The sequence below is a fragment of the Mucilaginibacter defluvii genome, from assembly GCF_039543225.1.
In the GTDB taxonomy this organism is placed as follows: Bacteria; Bacteroidota; Bacteroidia; order Sphingobacteriales; family Sphingobacteriaceae; genus Mucilaginibacter; species Mucilaginibacter defluvii.
Map to the genome: position 1 here is coordinate 1,256,803 of NZ_BAABJI010000002.1, position 19,829 is coordinate 1,276,631.

18 protein-coding genes are annotated in these 19,829 nt (G+C 44.2%); 13 read left to right on the forward strand and 5 right to left on the reverse strand.

What is annotated here, in order from left to right:
• The first annotated feature begins 118 nt into the window (after positions 1 to 118).
• From ABD960_RS11660 to ABD960_RS11670, 3 genes are all read left to right on the forward strand, one after another.
• A complete protein-coding gene (locus tag ABD960_RS11660; protein WP_345331330.1) occupies positions 119 to 1,330 on the forward strand; it encodes an IscS subfamily cysteine desulfurase in 1,212 nt (403 codons plus the stop codon).
• A gap of 86 nt (positions 1,331 to 1,416) precedes the next feature.
• Positions 1,417 to 1,830, forward strand: coding sequence for a Fe-S cluster assembly scaffold IscU (iscU, locus tag ABD960_RS11665; protein WP_194102048.1), 414 nt, complete (start codon positions 1,417 to 1,419; stop codon positions 1,828 to 1,830).
• Between the two features lie 101 nt (positions 1,831 to 1,931).
• Entirely contained in the window at positions 1,932 to 2,258 is a 327-nt protein-coding gene (locus ABD960_RS11670; protein ID WP_345331331.1) for a HesB/IscA family protein, read from the forward strand.
• A gap of 272 nt (positions 2,259 to 2,530) precedes the next feature.
• Here ABD960_RS11670 and ABD960_RS11675 read toward each other — a convergent pair whose 3' ends face one another.
• From ABD960_RS11675 to ABD960_RS11690, 4 genes are read right to left on the reverse strand one after another with little or no spacing between them, the layout of a single operon-like run.
• Positions 2,531 to 2,830 (reverse strand): hypothetical protein, encoded by a 300-nt coding sequence (locus ABD960_RS11675; RefSeq protein ID WP_345331332.1) that lies wholly within the window; start codon positions 2,828 to 2,830, stop codon positions 2,531 to 2,533.
• Between the two features lie 43 nt (positions 2,831 to 2,873).
• Entirely contained in the window at positions 2,874 to 3,623 is a 750-nt protein-coding gene (locus ABD960_RS11680) for an ABC transporter ATP-binding protein (RefSeq protein ID WP_345331333.1), read from the reverse strand.
• Positions 3,620 to 4,489: an ABC transporter permease gene (locus ABD960_RS11685; protein WP_345331334.1), complete on the reverse strand. Its 870-nt coding sequence runs from the start codon at positions 4,487 to 4,489 to the stop codon at positions 3,620 to 3,622. The genes ABD960_RS11680 and ABD960_RS11685 overlap by 4 nt, the downstream gene beginning before the upstream one ends.
• Positions 4,490 to 5,467, reverse strand: a complete 978-nt coding sequence (locus ABD960_RS11690) for an ABC transporter substrate-binding protein (RefSeq protein WP_345331335.1) — start codon at positions 5,465 to 5,467, stop codon at positions 4,490 to 4,492.
• 172 nt (positions 5,468 to 5,639) lie between these two features.
• Between ABD960_RS11690 and ABD960_RS11695 the strand changes: the two genes are divergently transcribed.
• The 6 genes from ABD960_RS11695 (at position 5,640) to ABD960_RS11720 (ending at position 16,298) form a co-directional block, all read left to right on the forward strand.
• On the forward strand, positions 5,640 to 6,785 hold the full coding sequence (locus ABD960_RS11695) for a methionine aminotransferase (RefSeq protein ID WP_345331336.1): 1,146 nt from the start codon (positions 5,640 to 5,642) through the stop codon (positions 6,783 to 6,785).
• A gap of 56 nt (positions 6,786 to 6,841) precedes the next feature.
• Positions 6,842 to 7,618 (forward strand): amidohydrolase, encoded by a 777-nt coding sequence (locus ABD960_RS11700; RefSeq protein WP_345331337.1) that lies wholly within the window; start codon positions 6,842 to 6,844, stop codon positions 7,616 to 7,618.
• A gap of 119 nt (positions 7,619 to 7,737) precedes the next feature.
• A complete protein-coding gene (locus ABD960_RS11705) occupies positions 7,738 to 9,981 on the forward strand; it encodes a GH92 family glycosyl hydrolase (protein WP_345331338.1) in 2,244 nt (747 codons plus the stop codon).
• A gap of 92 nt (positions 9,982 to 10,073) precedes the next feature.
• Positions 10,074 to 12,401, forward strand: coding sequence for a penicillin-binding protein 1A (locus tag ABD960_RS11710; protein ID WP_345331339.1), 2,328 nt, complete (start codon positions 10,074 to 10,076; stop codon positions 12,399 to 12,401).
• A gap of 61 nt (positions 12,402 to 12,462) precedes the next feature.
• The gene (locus ABD960_RS11715; protein ID WP_345331340.1) at positions 12,463 to 15,684 is read left to right on the forward strand and encodes a DPP IV N-terminal domain-containing protein; all 3,222 of its coding nucleotides are present in this window, start codon (positions 12,463 to 12,465) and stop codon (positions 15,682 to 15,684) included.
• Positions 15,685 to 15,815: 131 nt separating this feature from the next.
• Entirely contained in the window at positions 15,816 to 16,298 is a 483-nt protein-coding gene (locus tag ABD960_RS11720) for a fasciclin domain-containing protein (protein WP_345331341.1), read from the forward strand.
• Between the two features lie 24 nt (positions 16,299 to 16,322).
• Here the strand turns inward: ABD960_RS11720 and ABD960_RS11725 are convergent, their stop codons facing one another.
• Positions 16,323 to 16,682, reverse strand: a complete 360-nt coding sequence (locus tag ABD960_RS11725; protein ID WP_345331342.1) for a GIY-YIG nuclease family protein — start codon at positions 16,680 to 16,682, stop codon at positions 16,323 to 16,325.
• Between the two features lie 82 nt (positions 16,683 to 16,764).
• Between ABD960_RS11725 and ABD960_RS11730 the strand changes: the two genes are divergently transcribed.
• The 4 genes from ABD960_RS11730 to bioD all read left to right on the forward strand — a co-directional run bounded on the left by ABD960_RS11730 (position 16,765) and on the right by bioD (position 19,775).
• On the forward strand, positions 16,765 to 17,538 hold the full coding sequence (locus ABD960_RS11730) for an XRE family transcriptional regulator (RefSeq protein ID WP_345331343.1): 774 nt from the start codon (positions 16,765 to 16,767) through the stop codon (positions 17,536 to 17,538).
• Between the two features lie 69 nt (positions 17,539 to 17,607).
• Complete coding sequence (locus ABD960_RS11735; protein WP_345331344.1) at positions 17,608 to 17,961, forward strand: Spy/CpxP family protein refolding chaperone; 354 nt, start codon at positions 17,608 to 17,610, stop codon at positions 17,959 to 17,961.
• A gap of 55 nt (positions 17,962 to 18,016) precedes the next feature.
• The gene (locus ABD960_RS11740; RefSeq protein WP_345331345.1) at positions 18,017 to 19,168 is read left to right on the forward strand and encodes an aminotransferase class I/II-fold pyridoxal phosphate-dependent enzyme; all 1,152 of its coding nucleotides are present in this window, start codon (positions 18,017 to 18,019) and stop codon (positions 19,166 to 19,168) included.
• The gene (gene bioD / locus ABD960_RS11745) at positions 19,158 to 19,775 is read left to right on the forward strand and encodes a dethiobiotin synthase (protein ID WP_345331346.1); all 618 of its coding nucleotides are present in this window, start codon (positions 19,158 to 19,160) and stop codon (positions 19,773 to 19,775) included. The genes ABD960_RS11740 and bioD overlap by 11 nt, the downstream gene beginning before the upstream one ends.
• Positions 19,776 to 19,829: the final 54 nt, after the last annotated feature.

Consider the following 19,829-nt stretch of genomic DNA (forward strand, 5'->3'; position numbering starts at 1 on the left):
AGGTTTAAATATCTTATTGACCACTGTTATGATTGCATACCTACGCACTCGTTTATGACAGTTATCGAACAATTTTAAATAAATTATTTGTATATCTTTGTATTGTTAAACTGATACAATGAACTTACCGATTTATTTAGATAACAACGCTACAACACCCATTGACCCACGGGTGCTTGAAGCTATGATACCATATTTTACTCAGAAATTTGGTAATGCCGCGAGCCGTAACCACCACTTTGGCTGGGTAGCCGAAGAGGGTGTTGATTATGCCCGTGAGCAGGTAGCCAAATTGATCGGCGCTAACGAGAAGGAGATCATTTTCACTTCGGGCGCTACCGAGTCAGACAACCTGGCTATCAAGGGTGTTTTTGAGATGTATAAGGAGAAAGGCAACCACATCATCACCGCGGTTACCGAGCATAAAGCTGTGCTTGATGCTTGTAAACATGTTGAGAAACTTGGCGGAAAGGTTACTTACCTGCCTGTTAAAGAGGACGGTTTGATTGACCTGCAACTGCTTGAGCAAAGCATCACGCCCGAAACCATCCTGGTATCGATCATGTACGGTAATAATGAGATCGGCGTTATACAGCCTGTAAAAGAAATTGCAGCCATAGCCCACAAGCATGGCGCCCTGTTTATGACTGATGCTACGCAGGCCGTAGGTAAAATTCCGGTTGACGTAAATGCTGACGGTATTGACCTATTGGCACTTTCAGCCCATAAAATGTATGGCCCTAAAGGTGTAGGCGCTTTATATGTACGCCGTAAAGGCCCGCGTGTTAAGGTTACAGCCCAAATGGATGGCGGTGGCCACGAGCGCGGTATGCGTTCAGGCACGTTAAACGTACCGGGTATAGTTGGCTTGGGTAAAGCCTGCGAAATTGCCCGCTTAGAAATGGATTCAGAAGCTCAACGTTTATCAGCATTGCGCGATAAACTCGAAGCATCATTAAGCCAGTTGGAAGAAAGCTATGTAAATGGTAACACACAACACCGTTTGCCACACGTAGCCAACATTTCTTTCAAATACGTTGAGGGAGAAGGTTTGATGATGGCCATGAAAGATTTGGCGGTATCATCAGGTTCGGCCTGTACTTCGGCATCGCTTGAGCCGTCATACGTACTGAAAAGCCTGGGCTTATCAGACGATCTGGCACACTCTTCGATACGTTTTGGCTTAGGCCGCTTTACTACCGAGGAGGAAGTTGATTACGCTATCGAGGTAACTAAAAAAGCGGTTACTCACCTGCGCGAACTTTCACCACTGTGGGAAATGTTTAAAGAAGGCATCGACCTTAACTCAATTGAGTGGGCTGAACACTAAGATTATGTCGGAATTGGAATTTTCGATTCCGGATTTGATTGTTAGGATTTAGATATTAAAATTTAGAATTTAAAAGCTATAAGAAAATGGCATATTCAGATAAAGTAATTGATCATTACACTAACCCGCGCAACGTGGGTACATTAGATAAAAGCAGCCATAAAGTAGGTACCGGCCTTGTAGGTGCCCCTGAGTGTGGCGACGTTATGCGTTTACAAATTGAGGTTGACGATAATAACGTCATCACCGACGCAAAATTCAAGACCTTTGGTTGCGGTTCGGCTATCGCCTCGTCATCATTAGCTACCGAGTGGTTAAAAGGCAAAAGCATTGATGATGCTATGGCTATTGACAATATGGATATTGTTGAAGAACTGGCCCTGCCACCGGTAAAAATTCACTGCTCAGTTTTAGCTGAGGACGCTATTAAAGCCGCTATTAACGATTATCGCGTTAAAAATGGTTTGGAGCCAATTGAATTAGAAAAATCACACCACTAATTAGAGATTTTAAGAATTAAGAAATAAGATCAAAAAGTTTATACTTGAATTCTTAATTCCTGATTCTTAACTCTTGTTTCCGGACTTTTGAATTTATAAAAATGGTAACCGTAACAGATAAAGCTAAAAGCAAAATTGATACTTTGATGCAGGATGCCGGGCTTGATGCTTCATACTTCCTGCGCGTATCGGTACAGGGTGGCGGCTGCTCGGGCTTGTCATACAACCTTGATTTTGATAACGAGGAGAAAAAAGGCGACCAGTTTTTTGAAGATAAAGGCGTACGCATGGCCCTGGATATGAAGTCGTTTTTATACCTGGCCGGCACAGAACTTGATTTTTCGGACGGATTGAACGGTAAAGGCTTTAACTTTCATAACCCGAATGCTACCCGCACCTGTGGCTGCGGCGAAAGCTTCTCGGTTTAATTGAGCTTCTTAAACGAAACGTTATTACACAGAAAAGGCGCTCCATTCGGGCGCCTTTTCTTGTGGTTCGCGATTTACTTATCAGCATATCCCCATAATCATCTACATAAATCAACCTCATCTTCTAATAGAGCACATTATCGCATTTAATTAATCGCAAACAGTAACAATGTCACCAGCGCTTGCCGAATCATCCCTCAATCACAACACTCATCTCAACAAACACCATCCGGCAACAGCACTGGATGACAAACTCTAAGAGTGCTCAATTATTAAGCGCTCCTTAAATTATTTATATCAGCAAAAAGTTCGGCAGTGTTTACAACACCCGCGTCAATTGCTTTGCTTTTAACCGCCTCTATCAGGTAATTATTTTTCAGCTCATTTTCAGATACCATTACGCTGAAATCCTTATACATTACTCCTTCTTCGTAAGGATAAACGGTATAGCTGCGTTTATTAGGGTCATAATGACCGAGCTCAAAAACCTCGTCCTGTTTTTTGCCTTTTATTTTTGCACCTTTTACCAATTGGTAAGCGTCGTTTATCGTTGTAAAATCATTGTTCTTCATAGCAATCAGACAGATACAATAACTTTGCCAATTTTTTTAACGCTTACGAAAACCAGCTAAATAAATCGTTTTGAGTTAACGTCTTTTTTTCTTCCGCTGAAACATCCCGCACAATTGCGCCCTCATTCATCTGGATGAGCCGTGTACCGTACTGATAGGCGTCCTTTAAATTATGCGTAATAAGTATAGAGGTGAGATTAAAATCTCGGATCAATTGATCTGCCGTGCGCATTACTGTTTCGGCTGAGCGTGGATCAAGTGCCGCGGTAGGTTCATCAAGCAGCAAAACTTTACAACTATCCATAACACTCATCAACAGGGTAAGCGCCTGGCGTTGCCCTCCGGAAAGGGTACCCATAGGTTGCTCCAGTTTATTTTCAAGCCCCATGCCTAAAGTGGCTATATGCCCTTTTACCTTATCCATAAAACCTGCGTTTACACCAACTGACAGACCCTTACGCTTGGTGCGAATAGCAGCCAGCCGGAAATTATCAATAATACTTAAATCGGGAGCCGTGCCGCTTAACGGATTTTGGAAAACCCGCGCCACCCATTTGCTACGCTGATGATCTGCCATACGGGTAACATTGTTGCCGTCAATTTGCACGGTCCCTTCATCGGCATAAACACTGCCGGCTACCAAATTAAGCAACGTTGATTTACCCGATCCGTTCGAGCCAACAATAACCACAAACTCACCAGCAGCGATGTTGAGTGAAACATTGTTTATAGCGATAATCGCGCTTGCCTTACCCCTATTAAAAGTTTTATATACTGAATTGAGCGCTATCATGTATTTCTGCTAAGGGATAAACGGGGCAGACTAACAATCAGCAGCACAAACAAGGCTGTAACCAGTTTAAGCAGGTTAGCATCAACCCCAATGCTCAGCGTTACCGCCAGCACCATTTGGAATGCTATGGCACCGGCAATAACCAATGCCTGGCTAAGCCATGCCGAGGTAATGCGTAGCCAGTTAATAATTGTTTCGGCTATGATAACAGACCCAAGCCCGGTTATAACAATACCTATGCCCATATTAATATCAGCAAAACCCTGAAATTGCGTCATGAGGTAGCCGCTGAGGGCAATTAGTCCGTTAGCTAAAGCAAGCCCGGCAATTTTCATGTTATTGGTATTAACACCAAGCGCGCGTATCATGGTTTCGCTGTTACCGGTGGCACGCATGGCCAGCCCGAAATCAGTTTTTAGCAGATAACCTATTAATAAAGTAATTAACAATACAACAAGCGATAACACAACGCCTGTATTTTCATTAGGGTCAGTCAGTAACGGCAGCTTATCAAACAAGGTTTTAACAGCTATCAGCGGAATATTTGAGCGCCCCATCAAGGTTAAGTTGACCGAATAAAGTGCCGTCATCACCAATATCCCGGCAAGCAGTGGGTTTACCTTTAAGCGCGTATGAATTAATCCTGTTATAGCGCCCGCCAGTGCCCCGGCCACAATCACCGCAGGTAAAACAATGTATACCGGTTGCTGATGCGTAAGTAGCAATGCAGTAACTACGCCGCCAAGCGTGTAACTGCCATCAGTAGTAATGTCGGGTATGTTAAATATCTTCATGGAAATATAAATTCCAAGCGCGATACCCGCGAAACATAAACCCTGCAATAGAGCGGTGAGATAAAAATCCATTTATTTTATCGCTTCAAAGTTTGATGGCAGTGTAAGTTTATACTTTTTAGCAACATCAGCATTGTATACCCGCTTCCTGATTTTTACCAGTTCCGGCTTCAGTCCGTCGGTTTTGTGTGTTTTAAGATATTGCACCGCCTGTTCACCGGCCTGGTATCCCCATTGATAAATATCCGCCCCGAAAGCGGCTACCGCGCCGCGTTGTACCAAACCAGCTTCACTGGTAAAGATAGGTACATTTTTAGCGTCACAATTTTTTTTAATGGTTTCGAAGGCAGCAAACACGGTATTATCCGGGTTAGCAAAAAAAGCGTCGATACCTTTAGCCAGCAATGATTGCGTTACCAGCGATGCTTCTGACGAATTATTTAGCGGCAATGCTACCAGATTAACGTTCAGTTTAGCAGCCAAACCTTTTATGCGCTCCATAGCATCTGCCGATTGTGGTTCGGACTGATTATAGATCATGCCTACAACCAACTTAGCTCCCGCTTTAGGTTTTAGTATATGCGGAATGATAGAAAATGACGTATCGATATAGTTTAGGTCTTCCAACGCGCCAAACAGATTTGCCGGCGCTTTTCCACTCGCATCAAGCACCTTCATCCGCTCGGGCACGGGTGATACCATAGCGAATACCGGGATAGTTTTACTTTTTTGCAACGCCGTGACAGTGGACAATGTGGTTGACGTAGCCACCACATCCACCGGTTGGCTAACAAAATAATTTACAATTTGCGTTAATTGGGGTATATCGTTCTGCGCATTACGGTATTCTATTTTTACGGTATGCGCGTCTTCACTAAAACCGCCCTTTTTCAGCGCATCCGTAAAACCGGTACGCGCCTGTGCAATAGTGGCATCTTCAAAAGCATCAACAAAGCCAACAACAGGCACATCGTTTTTTTTACCTTTTTGCTGGCACGATATAATAGTTGCAACTACGGCAACAACTGCTAAAAGTTTCACATACTTCATACCACTAAAGTAGTTATTAAACCTTAAAGCCGAAATATAACCGCAAGCGGCTGTAATCTGTAACCAGGTTATTACGGGTAACTGACAATCGGCCATGGATAGTGTGTAAAATAAACACGCTATTTTTCAACAAATGGTAAACAAATTACTTATTGCGGTATTTTAGCCATTGATGATACCTATAATATCAAAGCTACCACAAACGGGCACTACTATATTTACCACCATGTCGGCACTGGCTGCCGAACTGGGCGCTATCAATTTGTCGCAGGGTTTTCCGGACTATGATTGCCCTGCTGAATTAAAAGAACTGGTTAGCCAGGCTATGCAGCAAGGCTACAACCAATACGCGCCAATGGCCGGTTTAATGAGCCTGCGCGAGGTAATTGCCGCCAAAACTGAAAAGCTTTACGGTGCAGTTTACGATCCGGAAACGGAGATAACCGTAACCGCAGGCGGTACACAGGCTATTTATACCGCAATTAGCACTGTAGTAAACCCTAATGATGAGGTTATTATTTTTGAACCGGCTTACGATGCTTATGCCCCGGCAGTACGTATGATGGGCGGCCTGGTAAAATCACTACAACTGGAACCGCCCGATTACCGCATAAACTGGGAGATGGTTAAAAGGCTGATCACCAACCGCACCCGCATGATCATCCTGAATTCCCCGCATAACCCTACCGCCACCATGCTGCGTAAGGAAGATATTGACCAACTGATCAGCATCATCAATAGCAGGGATATTTTTATTTTAAGCGACGAAGTTTATGAGCATTTGATATTTGACGGCCGCACACATGAAAGCATGGCACGCTATGCAGAGTTGCGCGACCGCAGCTTTATTGTAGCATCGCTTGGCAAAACCTTTCATGTTACCGGGTGGAAGCTGGGTTACTGTATTGCCCCGGCCTACCTGATGCGCGAGTTCAGGAAGATACACCAGTTCTTAGTATTCAGCGTAAACACGCCCATGCAGTTCGCCGCAGCTGAATATCTGAAAAACGAAGAACATTACAACTATTTACCAGGCTTTTTCCAGCAAAAGCGCGACCACTTCAGGGCCGGGCTTGAGCAGAGCAGGTTTAAATTACTGCCTTGCGAGGGATCCTACTTCCAATCAGTATTTTATGATGCTATTAGTGACGAAAAGGATACGGATTTTGTGGTGCGTTTAACCAGGGAATTTGGCGTAGCAGCCATACCAACATCAGCTTTTTACAGTAAGGGTACCGACTTTAAGGTGATTCGCTTTTGTTTTGCCAAAACACAAGAAACTTTAGATAAAGCCGTTGATAGGTTAATTAAAGTTTAAATAAATTTTAACACATTGCAATAATATTTAGCCTTTTAGCTAAGCTATACTTGCCTATGGATAATCTGAAAATCACTGTATTCCAGGGATACCTGTTTTGGGAAAATGCCGATAAGAACCTGCAGAACATCAGTTTGCGCTTATCAAACATACGTGAAAAAACCGACCTGATTGTACTGCCCGAGATGTTTAACACCGGCTTTACCATGAATGTTGAGCCGCTTGCTGAAGAAATGGGCGGCAAAACCATGCAGTGGATGGCCGCGACCGCCAAAAAGTTTGACTGTGTAATAACCGGCAGCTTGATTATTGAGGAAGACGGCAAGTATTACAACCGCCTGATATGGATGCGCCCCGACAGTAGCCATGAACATTATGATAAGCGCCACTTATTCGCGCTTGGTAAAGAACACGAAAAATTTACCGCCGGCAATAAACGCCTGATAGTTGAACTTAAAGGCTGGAACGTTTGCCCGATGATTTGCTATGACCTGCGTTTCCCGGTGTGGCAGCGTAATGTTAACGGCGAGTATGACCTGCTGTTGATTGTGGCCAACTGGCCTGAACGCCGCGCACTGCACTGGCGCACACTGATACCGGCCCGCGCGGTAGAGAACCAAAGCTACGTGGTGGCAGTTAACCGTGTTGGGCATGATGGTAACGAAGTTTATCATTCAGGCGATTCAACCTGTATTGATCCGAACGGAAAGGTGATCTATTATAAACGCGACGAGGAAGATCTTTATACCTTCACCATTGCCGCTATCGAACTGGAAAAAACACGGCGCGCGCTCCCGTTTTTGAAGGATGCGGATAGCTTTACCATCAACTAAATAGCATCGGCACAAAAACTTTTGCTAAGGCCGTAGCGTAAACTGTTTTTATTTACGTAACCACAAAATAAACGCTTTATTTTGCGTTGATTAAAACGGTAAATTCTACATTAATCTTCATGAAGTTTACATACAGCAGTGCCTGCCTGTCGGCGATGTTATTTTTCGTAACGGCCAACACATCGGCACAGAAAAAGAAAGACCATACACCGTTGGTTAACACCTTTATTGGTACGGCTGGCAGCGGACACTCCTATCCCGGTGCGGCTACCCCTTATGGCATGGTGCTGCTCACGCCAGTAACCGGCACCTCGCAGGATGGCTATTCATATACTGACAGTACCATACACGGCTTTACCCATGCGGTTTACGCCGATGCATCCGGATTACCGCATAGCGAAATTCTGTTTATGCCGACTATAGGTCAGCCAGAATTAAGCCAGGCTAAACGTTCAGCATCTTTTAAAAAGAAGTATGAAAAAGCTTCAGTAGGTTTTTATAACGTAACCTTTAATAACAAGGTAGAGATTGAACTTACCGCTACTTCCCGCGCCGGCTTGCAGGTATACGATTTCCCAACCGCGCCGAAGGCTAATGTGATCATTGACCTGCAATATGGCGGCGGCATACTTTACAGCGAAGTTGAAATTGTAAACGACCATGAAGTGCACGGTCTGCGCACATCAGGCACAGATGGTAATAAAAGGAGCACCTATTTCTACGCCAAATTTTCAAAGCCGTTTAAAACTTTTGGTATTGCTGTAAATGGCGCGTTGCAAGTTGGGCAAAAGAGTGCATCAGGAGCTGATGTAAAACTTTACTTGCAATTTGATGATCCGGGCGAGGTGGCTATCCGCACCGGGCTATCGCATGTTAGTACCGCCGGTGCGCTGAAAAACCTGGATACCGAAATACCCGATTTTGATCTGCGTAAAATACAAAAAGCGGCAAAAGCCACCTGGACGGAAGAGTTAAGTAAAATGGAGGTCATTGGCGGCGCGCCGCCCGTGCCTCGTGTGGAAGAAGCGGCGCCAGCTACCTATAATCCTTATGGGCGACCGTCTCCAAAGGTTGTAAAATTGCCTGATTTTGCTGCTTTAAAGCAAAACGTATTTTACACCGCAATGTATCACACCATGCTTACGCCCAATATAGCTAATGATGCTGATGGCACTTACATTACCACCGATAATAAGACCGCAAAAAGCGAGGGCTACACCTACTATGATGTTACGCCTATTAATACCTTCGGCTCGCGCTATCAGTTGATAACGCTTACCGACCCCAAACGCACGGTAGATTTTATAAAGAGTTACCTTGACGGAAGCGGCAATAACACCAACCTGGCCTTTAATGAGCTTATTTTGGATGCAACTGCCAAAGGCATAAAAGGGTTTGATGCGGATAAAGCATACCAGAAACTCCGCTCGTCACTTAATAACTTAAATAATGAGGGCTTAAAACAGCAGGGCTTTGTACAGGGCAATAAGCCATTATCAGTAAGTAAAACTTTGTTTTACAGCTATTACAACTGGCTTGCGGCGCAAATGGCTAAAGCTTTAAATAAAACGCAGGAAGCCAACGAACATTACCAGTTGGCTTCATCGTGGAAAAAACTGTTCAATATTAAAACAGGTTTCTTTCAGGCAAAAACAGGTGATAAGTGGCAGGAACCTTTTAAGCCCATCGACACCGTAGCTTATGAACGCGGCAATGCCTGGCAATATGCCTTTATGGTGCCGCACGATGAGGAAGCGCTATTAGAGATGATGGGCGGTAAAGACGCATTCGAGGAAAAGCTCGATAGCTTTTTCGGCACCCTGACAGAACACCCGATTTATATCGAAGGCTTTACCGGGCAGTTTAGCGTGGCTTACCTGTATAATAACTTTATACCCTATTTGTACGCCTTTACTGATAATTCGCAAAAAACACAGAGCTATATCAACCGCATTATAAATCAGCTTTATGCGCCAGAAGCATCAGGCCTTAGCGGCAATGATTATAATGGCCAGATATCGGCCTGGTATATTACTAACAGCCTGGGCTTTTACAGCATAATACCAGGCGGACAATACTTTATCGGCCTGCCGCAGTTTGATAAGGCTACCATCACACTGCCGAGCAATAAACAGTTCAGCATTGTAAACGGTGGTACGGCCATCACCCGTAAAAATTTTTATTTACAAGGTATGAACCTTGAAAAAAGCGGCTACAACAAACTATACCTAAATTATAGCGATATAGCTAAGGGCGGCGAGTTCGAGGTGTTTACCGGAGTTATGGCCAACAAACTTTTTATGCAGGACCTGGAAAAACCCACATCAAAGCAGCAGCAAACAAGCGTTTCTCAGCAAAAATAAATTGTGGTTTATAAAATTTACTAACCCGGTTTACGTTGTTAAATTTTGTTGTCCCGTTATGATTTAGCTTCATAATTTTACATCTTTACCAAATGTTCAAACGCATAAAGTACCGCGTCCTGCGCTATCTTGTTATATTTATATATTTTGTCATTATCTTTTTCTGCGCCATCGAACTTAATTTTTTGTGGTTGTTCGGCTATTCGCCTGACATGGAGGATATAAAAACTCCCGTGCTTTCGGTAGGATCAGAAGTTTATACGGCTGACGGAAAACTCATCGGCCAGTTTTATAAAGAGAACCGCTCACCTGTCGACTATAAAGACATCTCGCCTAACCTGATCAACGCCCTTATAGCCACCGAGGATTCGCGCTTTTACAGCCATGGCGGTGTTGATTTTCTGTCATTTTTCAGCAGTATGGTATCAACCGCGCAAGGCGATCGCCGCGGCGGTAGTACCATTACACAGCAGTTGGCTAAAAACCTTTTTAGCACCCGTAAAAAGAAAGCGAGGGGCGTGCTGAGCCGTGTGCCGGGCCTGGGTACGGTGATATATAAATTTAAGGAGTGGCTTACCGCGTATAAAATTGAGCATGTTTATACCAAGCAGCAAATACTTACTATGTATTTTAATACGGTGCCGTTTGGTAACAACTCCTTCGGTATAAAAACAGCTACCTTAAAATATTTTAATGAGCAGCCGGACCAGGTTAACCCTGCGCAAGCGGCCACGTTAATTGGTATGCTTAAGGCTACTTCTACTTACAACCCGATACGTAACCCTGAAAAATCGACCGAGCGGCGCAATGTGGTACTGAGCCAGATGCGCAAAAATAACTTTATTAGCGAGGCCGAGCAGCAACGTTACAGCAAGGCACCTATGAAGCTTGATTTGAGCTACGTAGACCAGGATTCGCATGGCGATTCGTACCTGCGCCGCGCCGTTGAAAAATGGCTGGATAAGTGGTGTAAAGAAAACGACTATGATTTGTATGAGGATGGTCTGAAGATATATACCACTATCGACTCGCGGTTACAAAAATATGCCGAAGAAGCTGTAGCCGATAAAATGAAAACCTTACAGCGCAGGTTTAATAACGTATGGGGTAAACAAAACCCCTGGCGCGACTCAAAAGGCAACGAAATAAAGGACTTTATATTGAAAGCCGAACAACGCCTGCCTATTTACAGCATCCTGAAAAAGAAATACAACGGTGATACCACCAAGATACAGGAGTACTTTAATACTAAGAAAAGAATGCGCGTATTTACCTGGAAAGGCGATCAGGACACCACCTTTTCAAGCATCGACTCCATAAAATACTATGCCCGAATATTAAATACCGGCATGATGTCGCTTGAACCGGCTACCGGTAAAATAAAAGTTTGGGTTGGCGGCATTGATTATAAGTATTTTAATTACGATCACGTAAAACAAGCCAAACGCCAGGCAGGCTCAACTTTTAAACCTTTCGCTTACCTTACCGCCATAGATAATGGCTATACCCCGTGCGATAAGTTTACCGACAAGCCGGTAACCATCCGTTATCAAGACGAGGGCAAGGATGAGGAATGGTCGCCTAACAATGCCGATTTTAATTTCTCATACCGCGAAATGTCGTTACGCTGGGCCATGGGCAAATCTGTAAATTCTATAACGGCACAGCTAACCAATGAGGTTGGTTGGGATAAAGTTGTTAACTACGCCCACAAATGCGGTATTGAAAGCTACCTGAAATCGGTCCCATCGGTATCATTAGGCTCAAATGATGTTTCGGTATATGAAATGGTGCGTGCTTACAGCACCTTTTTAAATAAAGGCGAAAAGCTTGATCCATTGCTGGTAACACGTATCACTGACCATCAGGGTAACGTAATTGAAGAATTTGAGCTTAAAAAAGAGCGCGTAATCAGCGAGGAAACGGCTTGGTTAATGCTCTATATGTTTAGAGGGGGTATGGAAGAACCTGGCGGCACATCACAAGCGCTTTGGGAGTACGACCTGTGGAAGAAGAACAACCAGATAGGCGGCAAAACCGGAACATCTTCCGACTATGTGGACGGCTGGTACATGGGCATCACCAAAGATTTGGTTACCGGTGTTTGGGTAGGGGCTGATGACCGCAGCGTACACTTTAAAACATCCGAAACCGGCGAAGGTTCGCGCACCGCGCTGCCTATATTCGGTAAGTTTATGGAGATGGTTTATGCCGACCCGAAATCAGGATACACAGAAGGGCCTTTCCCGAAACCATGGGTTAAAATTACTAAACAATATATGTGCCCATCGCCCCGCATCCGCGTTGATACCGCATCTACAGACAGTACAGAAGTAAGCGCCGACAGTACAGTAACAGAGCCTACGCTTACCCTGCCTGATAATCCCGAAGGTGGTGAAACGCCGCCTCCGGGCCAATAATATTATTGCACACGCTTAAACCTTAATTTCAGTAAATTAGCTTCATTCTATCACAGCATTTATGAACAAACTTTACACCTGCATTTTTACCGGCAAATCAGCCCGATACATGTTCGCGCTTTTAAGTGTGCTGCTTATCGCATTACTTAATCCGCAGCAAAGCAAGGCGCAGTACTTCGGTCAAAATAAAGTACGTTATAAAAAGCTCGATTTCAAGGTGTACAAAACGCCGCACTTTGATATCTACTATTACATGAAGAATGATAGCCTGATACGACGTTTTGCACAGGAGAATGAGCTTTGGTATACGCTGCACCAACAGATTTTCAGGGATACGTTTAGTCGCCCTAACCCGATTATCATTTATAATAACCACCCCGATTTTCAGCAAACCACCGCTATCGACGGGGAGATAAGCGTGGGTACCGGCGGTGTTACTGAGGGTTTAAAAAACCGTGTGGTAATGCCTATAATGGAAACCAACCACACCACCCGCCACGTTTTGGGCCATGAGTTGGTGCACGCGTTTCAATACCATATTCTGTTGGGTAAGGATTCAACCAGTTACGAAAACCTGAACAATATTCCTTTGTGGATGATAGAGGGTATGGCGGAGTATCTGTCCATCGGCAAAAAGGATGCTTACACCGCTATGTGGATGCGTGATGCCTACCTGAACAAGGATATTCCGACGGTAAAGGATCTTACAGAGAGCAACAAATATTTCCCTTACCGGTATGGTGAGGCATTCTGGTCCTTCATTGGTTCAACCTATGGCGATACGGTGATTGTGCCGTTTTTTAAAAACACCGCACGTTTTGGTTTGCAGTACGGCATTAGGCGAACGTTTGGGTACGACGACAAAACACTGTCTACCTTATGGAAAAATTCAATAGAGGCAACCTATAAACCGATGCTGAAGGACACCGCTCAAAGGGCTATAGGTTTTAAGGTGATCGACAACAAGAACGGCAGCGACATGAACGTTGCACCAAGCGTTAGTCCGGATGGCAAGTATATTACCTTTCTCTCTTCAAAGGACTTATTCAGTATTGATCTCTTTTTAGCTGATGCGAAGACGGGGAAGATCATCAAGAAGCTGACCAGCAAAATATCTAACACGCACATTGATGAATTCAACTTTATAGAGTCTGCAGGCGCGTGGTCGCCGGATGGAAAGCAGTTCGCATTCAGCGTTTTCAATAAAGGTCGTAACCAAATGGTGGTGATAGATGTGCCGAGCGGCCGCATGCGGCACAACATCCCGATGGGCAAGGCTGAGCAATTCAGTAACCTGTCATGGTCGCCGGATGGTAAGAACGTGGTGTTCCAAGGATTATATGAAGGCCAAGGCGATTTGTACAGTTATAACTTCGATACCAAAAAAGTAACCCAGCTTACGAACGATAAATATTCCGACTATCAGCCAAGCTACTCAAAGGATGGTAAAAAGATCATCTTCAGTAGTGACCGTACTACTTATGATAAACGCACTGCGCAGGATATTCCCTTCAACCTGGCTGAACTTGACCTTGCTACCGGCAAGATAACCGATATAAAAGTATTCGATGGCGCTAATAACCTGAATCCGCAATACTCGGCTGATGGTAGTAAAATCTATTTCCTGTCAAACCAGGATGGTTTCCGTAACCTTTACAGCTATGAATTGGCAAGCGGCAAAACCGAGCGCCTCACCAATTATTTTACCGGTATTAGCGGTATTACTGAGTTTTCGCCCGCGCTGAGTGTATCTAACAACGATGATATTGTTTACTCGTACTACCGCGCGCAAAAGTATACATTGTATAATGCCAAGGCTACCGACTTTAAGCCGGAAACGGTACAGAGCAGTACGGTAGACTTTACCGCAGGTATGCTGCCGCCGCCACGCTCGGTAGGCGTTGACCTGATCAACTCCAACCTGAATAACTTTTTGGCCTATCCGCGTCTGCGTACAGATTCAATAAAGAGCGCGCCTTACAAACCCATGTTTAAACTGGATGCTTTGGCGAGCAGTGGTATAGGCATCGGTGTGAACAGCTTTTATGGAACCGGCCTGTCAAGTGGCATTCAAGGTATTTTTAGTGATATATTAGGACAAAACCAACTGTACGCCGCTGCATCAGTAAACGGACAGATTTACGATTTTGGCGCCCAGGTAGCCTACATCAATCAAAAAGGCCGTTGGGATAAGGGCATCAGTGTATCGCACATACCTTACCAGTTTGGCTTCTATAATACATCTGTTGGTACACAGGAAATAAACGGTAACCAGGAACGTGTTTATAATGAAGACAGCTACGTCATCCGTAACTTTGAGGATGCGGTTAACCTTTTCACCTCCTACCCTATTTCGCGTATTAATCGTATTCAGTTCGGCTTGGGTGCATCATATAACACTTATCGCACCGACCGCTACCGCAATACTTATGTAATAGATACCGCTACATCTCAACTGTATTATTACGATTTTAACCGTAAAAAAGTCCCGAATTCAGAAGTTGATAACTTAAATTTCGGATTTAACCTCAACTCTTTTGCACTGGTAAACTCAAGTGTAGCGCTGATTGGTGATAATTCATTCTTCGGTATCACGGCTCCGTTAAACGGTTTCAGATACCATATTGAAGCGCAATATGTGTTTGGTACCTATAAATTCTTCGCCCCTACTATTGATTTGCGTAAATACATCCGCGTGGCGCCGGTTACATTTGCCGGCCGTTTATACGGTACCGGTCGCTTTGGCGAGAACAACTTATACCCGTTGTATGTAGGTTACCCTTTCCTGATACGTGGTTACGAATCGCAGAGCTTTTACAATGCCGACAGATTACCAACAAATGGTTTTGGCTTTAACCAGCTTTCGGGTAGCCGCATAGCGGTGGCCAACTTTGAGATCAGGCTGCCATTTACCGGTCCGGAGAAATTAGCGCAGATCAAATCAAACTTCCTTTTTACTGATCTTAACCTGTTTTTTGATGCCGGTTTAGCCTGGAATGCAGGTAACCAGATCAAGTTTCAAAGAGGGCCAGACTTTTTAGGTTACGATGTGTTGAGGGATGAGTCTGGACAGCCGGTGCTTGATCCTAACGGGCAAACTTATCAGGACTTAAATGCGCCATTGTATAACAATAACCAGCGCGTGCCGGCGTTAAGCGCGGGTATATCGTTACGGGTAAATCTTTTTGGCGCATTAATACTTGAGCCATACTTCGCTTTACCGTTTAACCGTACCGATGTTAAAAAACCGGTGTTTGGTTTCAACTTTACACCAGGCTGGTAGTTATTAGGGATATGTGTAACTTAGTTTTTATGCGGTTTAAACTGCTTGGGGTTCTATTAGTATTCATTTCTTTGCAGTCTGCATGGGCGCAAACAAATGCCATTACTTCAAAGAGTGTTGAAGGCAGTGTAATGGTATCTAACAAAAGTGTTTATGATAATCTTAAATCCGTACCTAATTTTTCGGTGTTCGTAGGATTGATAGAACAGGCCGGATTAAAAAGCACTATAACAGCCACTAAACCTATTACGGTACTGGCACCTACCAACAAAGCGTTTGAGGGTTTACCTGCCGGCATGTTGGATACTTTGCGCAAGCCCGAAAACAAGGCTGCGCTTGTTAGTTATGTTAAGGGTTATATATTACAGGGAAAGTTAACCTCCGCAGATGTTTCGAGGTTGATAAATGCGGGTAATGGCCAGGCTAAATTGACTACCATAACGCCAAGTACGTTATACGCTAAAGTTAATACCAACCGAAACATTATACTTACCGACGCATTCGGCTTACAAACCATTATCAGCAGATATGATATTATGGTCGGTAACGGGGTGCTTCATACACTCACGGCAGCCTTATCTGTAAGCTTGCCTATCCCACTAACCGTTAAGTAGCAAAGCTAAAGGTCGGGCTATATATTAAAAGGTAACGGCAGACCTGCGTACGCTGCTTAGTGCAGGGCGCATTTGCGGCCTCTGGCGCATATTGTTTTCCAAATTCAGGCCGATGGTCAGGTCTATCCATTCCTTATTTACGGCTCTTATCATTTTCTCCTTTTGCGGGCGGGTAAAGGTGCTTACATACTTAAAGCGTTCCATAGCCTGCTCCTCCGAGTTGATCTCCTCAAAATACACCAGGCGGCTTAACTGCTGTGCACTGTCAAAAAACAGGGTTGGCATCTGCTTGTAAAAATCCAGTGTTTTTAGCAAATCAGCACAAAGGCCTACGTGTAAGTTATTGCGGTTACGGTCGGTTATGATATAAATATAGCGTTTCATGATAATAAAATTTGTTGTTTAAAAAATAATTACTAATTTTATGAGCATAAAAATACTAACAGTTTTAGTAAATCCAAATTTTATGTCAATTATTTCATCAAATATTAAATACCTCCGTAAAAAGAAGGGCCTTACACAGCAACAGTTTGCAGATCAGATAGGTATAAAACGCTCGTTAGTGGGCGCTTACGAGGAGCAGCGCGCCGAACCTAAATATGATTTACTAAAAACTATAGCATCTTTTTTCGAGATTAGTATTGATGATTTTATAAACGAGACCATTGATGATAAATGGGCGCCTAAGCCAAAGGGTAACCCTGCAAATTTAAGGGTGCTTAGTATATCAGTTGATAAGGATGACAACGAAAACATAGAGCTGGTACCGATGAAAGCCAGCGCAGGTTACCTTAATGGTTATGCCGACCCTGAATATGTAGCGCAGTTACCTAAGTTTTACCTGCCGATGTTTAACCAAGGGACTTACCGCGCCTTCGAGATCAAAGGGGACTCGATGTTACCACTCCCCTCCGGCGCTATAATTATAGGTCAGTACGTTGACAACTGGGCTGAGGTTAAACCCGGCGAAACCTACGTGGTGATATCAAAAAATGATGGTGTAGTATATAAACGTATTGGCAATAAATTCAGGGATAATAAAAAACTGAAACTGATATCAGATAACCCGGCTTACGACCCTTACGAAATAAGCGGCGAGGACGTGCTGGAGATATGGAAGGCCAAAGGTTATATATCAACCCAACTGCCGCAGCCAACGCCTGAACCTACCATGGAGAGCCTGACCAGCATGATGGCACAGATGCAACGATCCATATCAAAGCTGCAAGGCAACAATTAAGTTACACGGATGCAACTAAACTATTTGGAACTACATTTATCCAAGCATCTGTAACACAACTTAAAAACGATGAAAAAATTTTTGTTAATGTGCTGCTTCTTCTTAGGAATAGCAGCAGCAAGCCACGCCCAGGGCGGCGGCAGAAGGTTTAATCCGGAAGACAGGGCAAAGCAATTGCAAACCCAGCTAAAACTGAACGATGACCAGACCGCCAAGGTAACGGCCATCTACAAAACGCAGTTTACGAAAATGGACAGCCTGCGTAAAGCCGGCGGCGATTTCCGCAGTTCAATGCGCCCGCTGATGGACTCAACCAACAAGCAGGTAAAAGCGGTTTTAACTACCGAACAAGCCGCTGAGTTTGACAAAATGCAGCAGGAACGTATGAACCGTATGCGCCAGAACGGCGGCGGCGGTAAATAAGCCTGCCATTTTATTATAGAAATACCAAAGCGGCTATCAGCCGCTTTTTTTATTTTTGCCCAAACTCATTAGTATTTTGAAACGCGCGGCAGATTTCATTCAGCAACGATTGGCAGACAGGCAACAGGCTGGCAATTACCGTACCCTGAAACCGGAGAATACGCTGATCGACTTTTGCTCGAACGATTACCTTGGCTTTGCCCGGTCGCCGCAACTGAAACAAAAAATAGCCGAGGAAATTGGAGCATATCCAGAAAATCATAACGGCTCCGCAGGTTCACGGTTGCTGGCCGGTAATCTGCAATATACGGAGCAGTTGGAGGCAAGTATAGCCGGCTATCATGAAGCTGAGGCAGGGCTGCTTTTCAATTCTGGATATGATGCCAATATAGGCCTTTTCTCGTCCCTCCCGCAACGCGGCGATACCATCATTTTAGATGAACTGGCCCACGCCTCCATCATTGACGGCGCGCGGCTAAGTAACGCCAACCGCTATACTTTTAAACATAACGACCTGCAAAGTTTAGCGGACAAACTCAAGGCAGCTAAAGGCTCCATATATATAGGTATTGAAAGTATTTATTCTATGGATGGCGATTCATCGCCTATTGCTGAAATCCTTGATTTAGCCGACAGCTACAACGCTGCCGTAATTGTTGACGAGGCACATGCCATCGGCTTATATAAAACAGGTTTGGTACAACAGTTTGGCTTGCACAACAGGGTATTTGCACGGGTGATCACTTTTGGCAAGGCATTGGGCTGCCACGGTGCCGTAGTTTTAGGCAGCGATAATCTAAGGAATTACCTGATCAACTTTGCGCGGGCGTTTATTTATACTACCGCGGCATCCTTCCATCAAGTGGCATCTGTAAAAACAGCCTATATATTTTTGAGGGATGCAGATGAAGCTATTTCTACACTAAAAAGTAATATAGCGCTGTTTAAAAGTACCATTGATAAGCATGAGGATTTTCCACTCATTGAAAGCGAAAGCGCCATCCAGTGCATCATCTTAAAAAGCAACGAAAAGGCGAAGCTGATAGCCTCGACACTACAGCAAAAAGGCATTGATGTACGCCCGATTTTAAGCCCGACCGTGCAGCAGGGCAGCGAACGTATCAGGATATGTTTGCACGCTTACAGCACTCCGGATGAGATATTATTACTTACCGAGACCCTAAATAAATTTCTGCATGAGCGATAAGCAACCCCTATTTATTACCGGCATTGGTACCGGCATTGGCAAAACCATTACATCGGCCGTTGTGGTTGAAAAACTGAAAGCCGACTATTGGAAACCCATACAATCCGGCGACTTAAATGATAGTGACACTTTGAAATTGCAAGCGATGGTGAGCAACCCCATAACTGTTTTTCACCCGGAGACATATCGGCTTACACAACCTTATTCGCCCCATAAATCGGCAGCTATTGATGGTATCACCATTAAACTGAATAAATTTACACTTCCGCAAACCAATAACCAATTGATTATTGAGGGTGCAGGGGGCCTGATGGTGCCGCTGAATAATGAGCATTTGATAATAGATCTGATCAAATATTTAGGTGCGAAGGTAATCCTGGTATCGCAAAATTACCTGGGCAGTATTAACCATACGCTGTTATCCATATCCTTATTAAAACAGTATAATATCGCTATTAAAGGCATACTGTTTAATGGCGACAGCGATAAGTATTCTGAAGATTTTATACTCAACTATACCGGGGTAAAATTGCTTGGCCATATTCCGCAACTATCCTCTATTAATAACGAAACTATTGTGCAGGCCGGTGCACAAATCAATGTTTGAACGTCTGTCGTGCGTCTATTAGCGGGCATTTTTCTGAGCTAAGCGGGCACCTGC

Coding starts and splice junctions, on each gene's coding strand:
- ABD960_RS11660 (WP_345331330.1), top strand. CDS start 119: ATGAACTTACCGATTTATTTAGATAACAACGCTACAACACCCATTGAC.
- iscU (WP_194102048.1), top strand. CDS start 1,417: ATGGCATATTCAGATAAAGTAATTGATCATTACACTAACCCGCGCAAC.
- ABD960_RS11670 (WP_345331331.1), top strand. CDS start 1,932: ATGGTAACCGTAACAGATAAAGCTAAAAGCAAAATTGATACTTTGATG.
- ABD960_RS11675 (WP_345331332.1), bottom strand. CDS start 2,830: ATGAAGAACAATGATTTTACAACGATAAACGACGCTTACCAATTGGTA.
- ABD960_RS11680 (WP_345331333.1), bottom strand. CDS start 3,623: ATGATAGCGCTCAATTCAGTATATAAAACTTTTAATAGGGGTAAGGCA.
- ABD960_RS11685 (WP_345331334.1), bottom strand. CDS start 4,489: ATGGATTTTTATCTCACCGCTCTATTGCAGGGTTTATGTTTCGCGGGT.
- ABD960_RS11690 (WP_345331335.1), bottom strand. CDS start 5,467: ATGAAGTATGTGAAACTTTTAGCAGTTGTTGCCGTAGTTGCAACTATT.
- ABD960_RS11695 (WP_345331336.1), top strand. CDS start 5,640: ATGATACCTATAATATCAAAGCTACCACAAACGGGCACTACTATATTT.
- ABD960_RS11700 (WP_345331337.1), top strand. CDS start 6,842: ATGGATAATCTGAAAATCACTGTATTCCAGGGATACCTGTTTTGGGAA.
- ABD960_RS11705 (WP_345331338.1), top strand. CDS start 7,738: ATGAAGTTTACATACAGCAGTGCCTGCCTGTCGGCGATGTTATTTTTC.
- ABD960_RS11710 (WP_345331339.1), top strand. CDS start 10,074: ATGTTCAAACGCATAAAGTACCGCGTCCTGCGCTATCTTGTTATATTT.
- ABD960_RS11715 (WP_345331340.1), top strand. CDS start 12,463: ATGAACAAACTTTACACCTGCATTTTTACCGGCAAATCAGCCCGATAC.
- ABD960_RS11720 (WP_345331341.1), top strand. CDS start 15,816: ATGGTATCTAACAAAAGTGTTTATGATAATCTTAAATCCGTACCTAAT.
- ABD960_RS11725 (WP_345331342.1), bottom strand. CDS start 16,682: ATGAAACGCTATATTTATATCATAACCGACCGTAACCGCAATAACTTA.
- ABD960_RS11730 (WP_345331343.1), top strand. CDS start 16,765: ATGTCAATTATTTCATCAAATATTAAATACCTCCGTAAAAAGAAGGGC.
- ABD960_RS11735 (WP_345331344.1), top strand. CDS start 17,608: ATGAAAAAATTTTTGTTAATGTGCTGCTTCTTCTTAGGAATAGCAGCA.
- bioD (WP_345331346.1), top strand. CDS start 19,158: ATGAGCGATAAGCAACCCCTATTTATTACCGGCATTGGTACCGGCATT.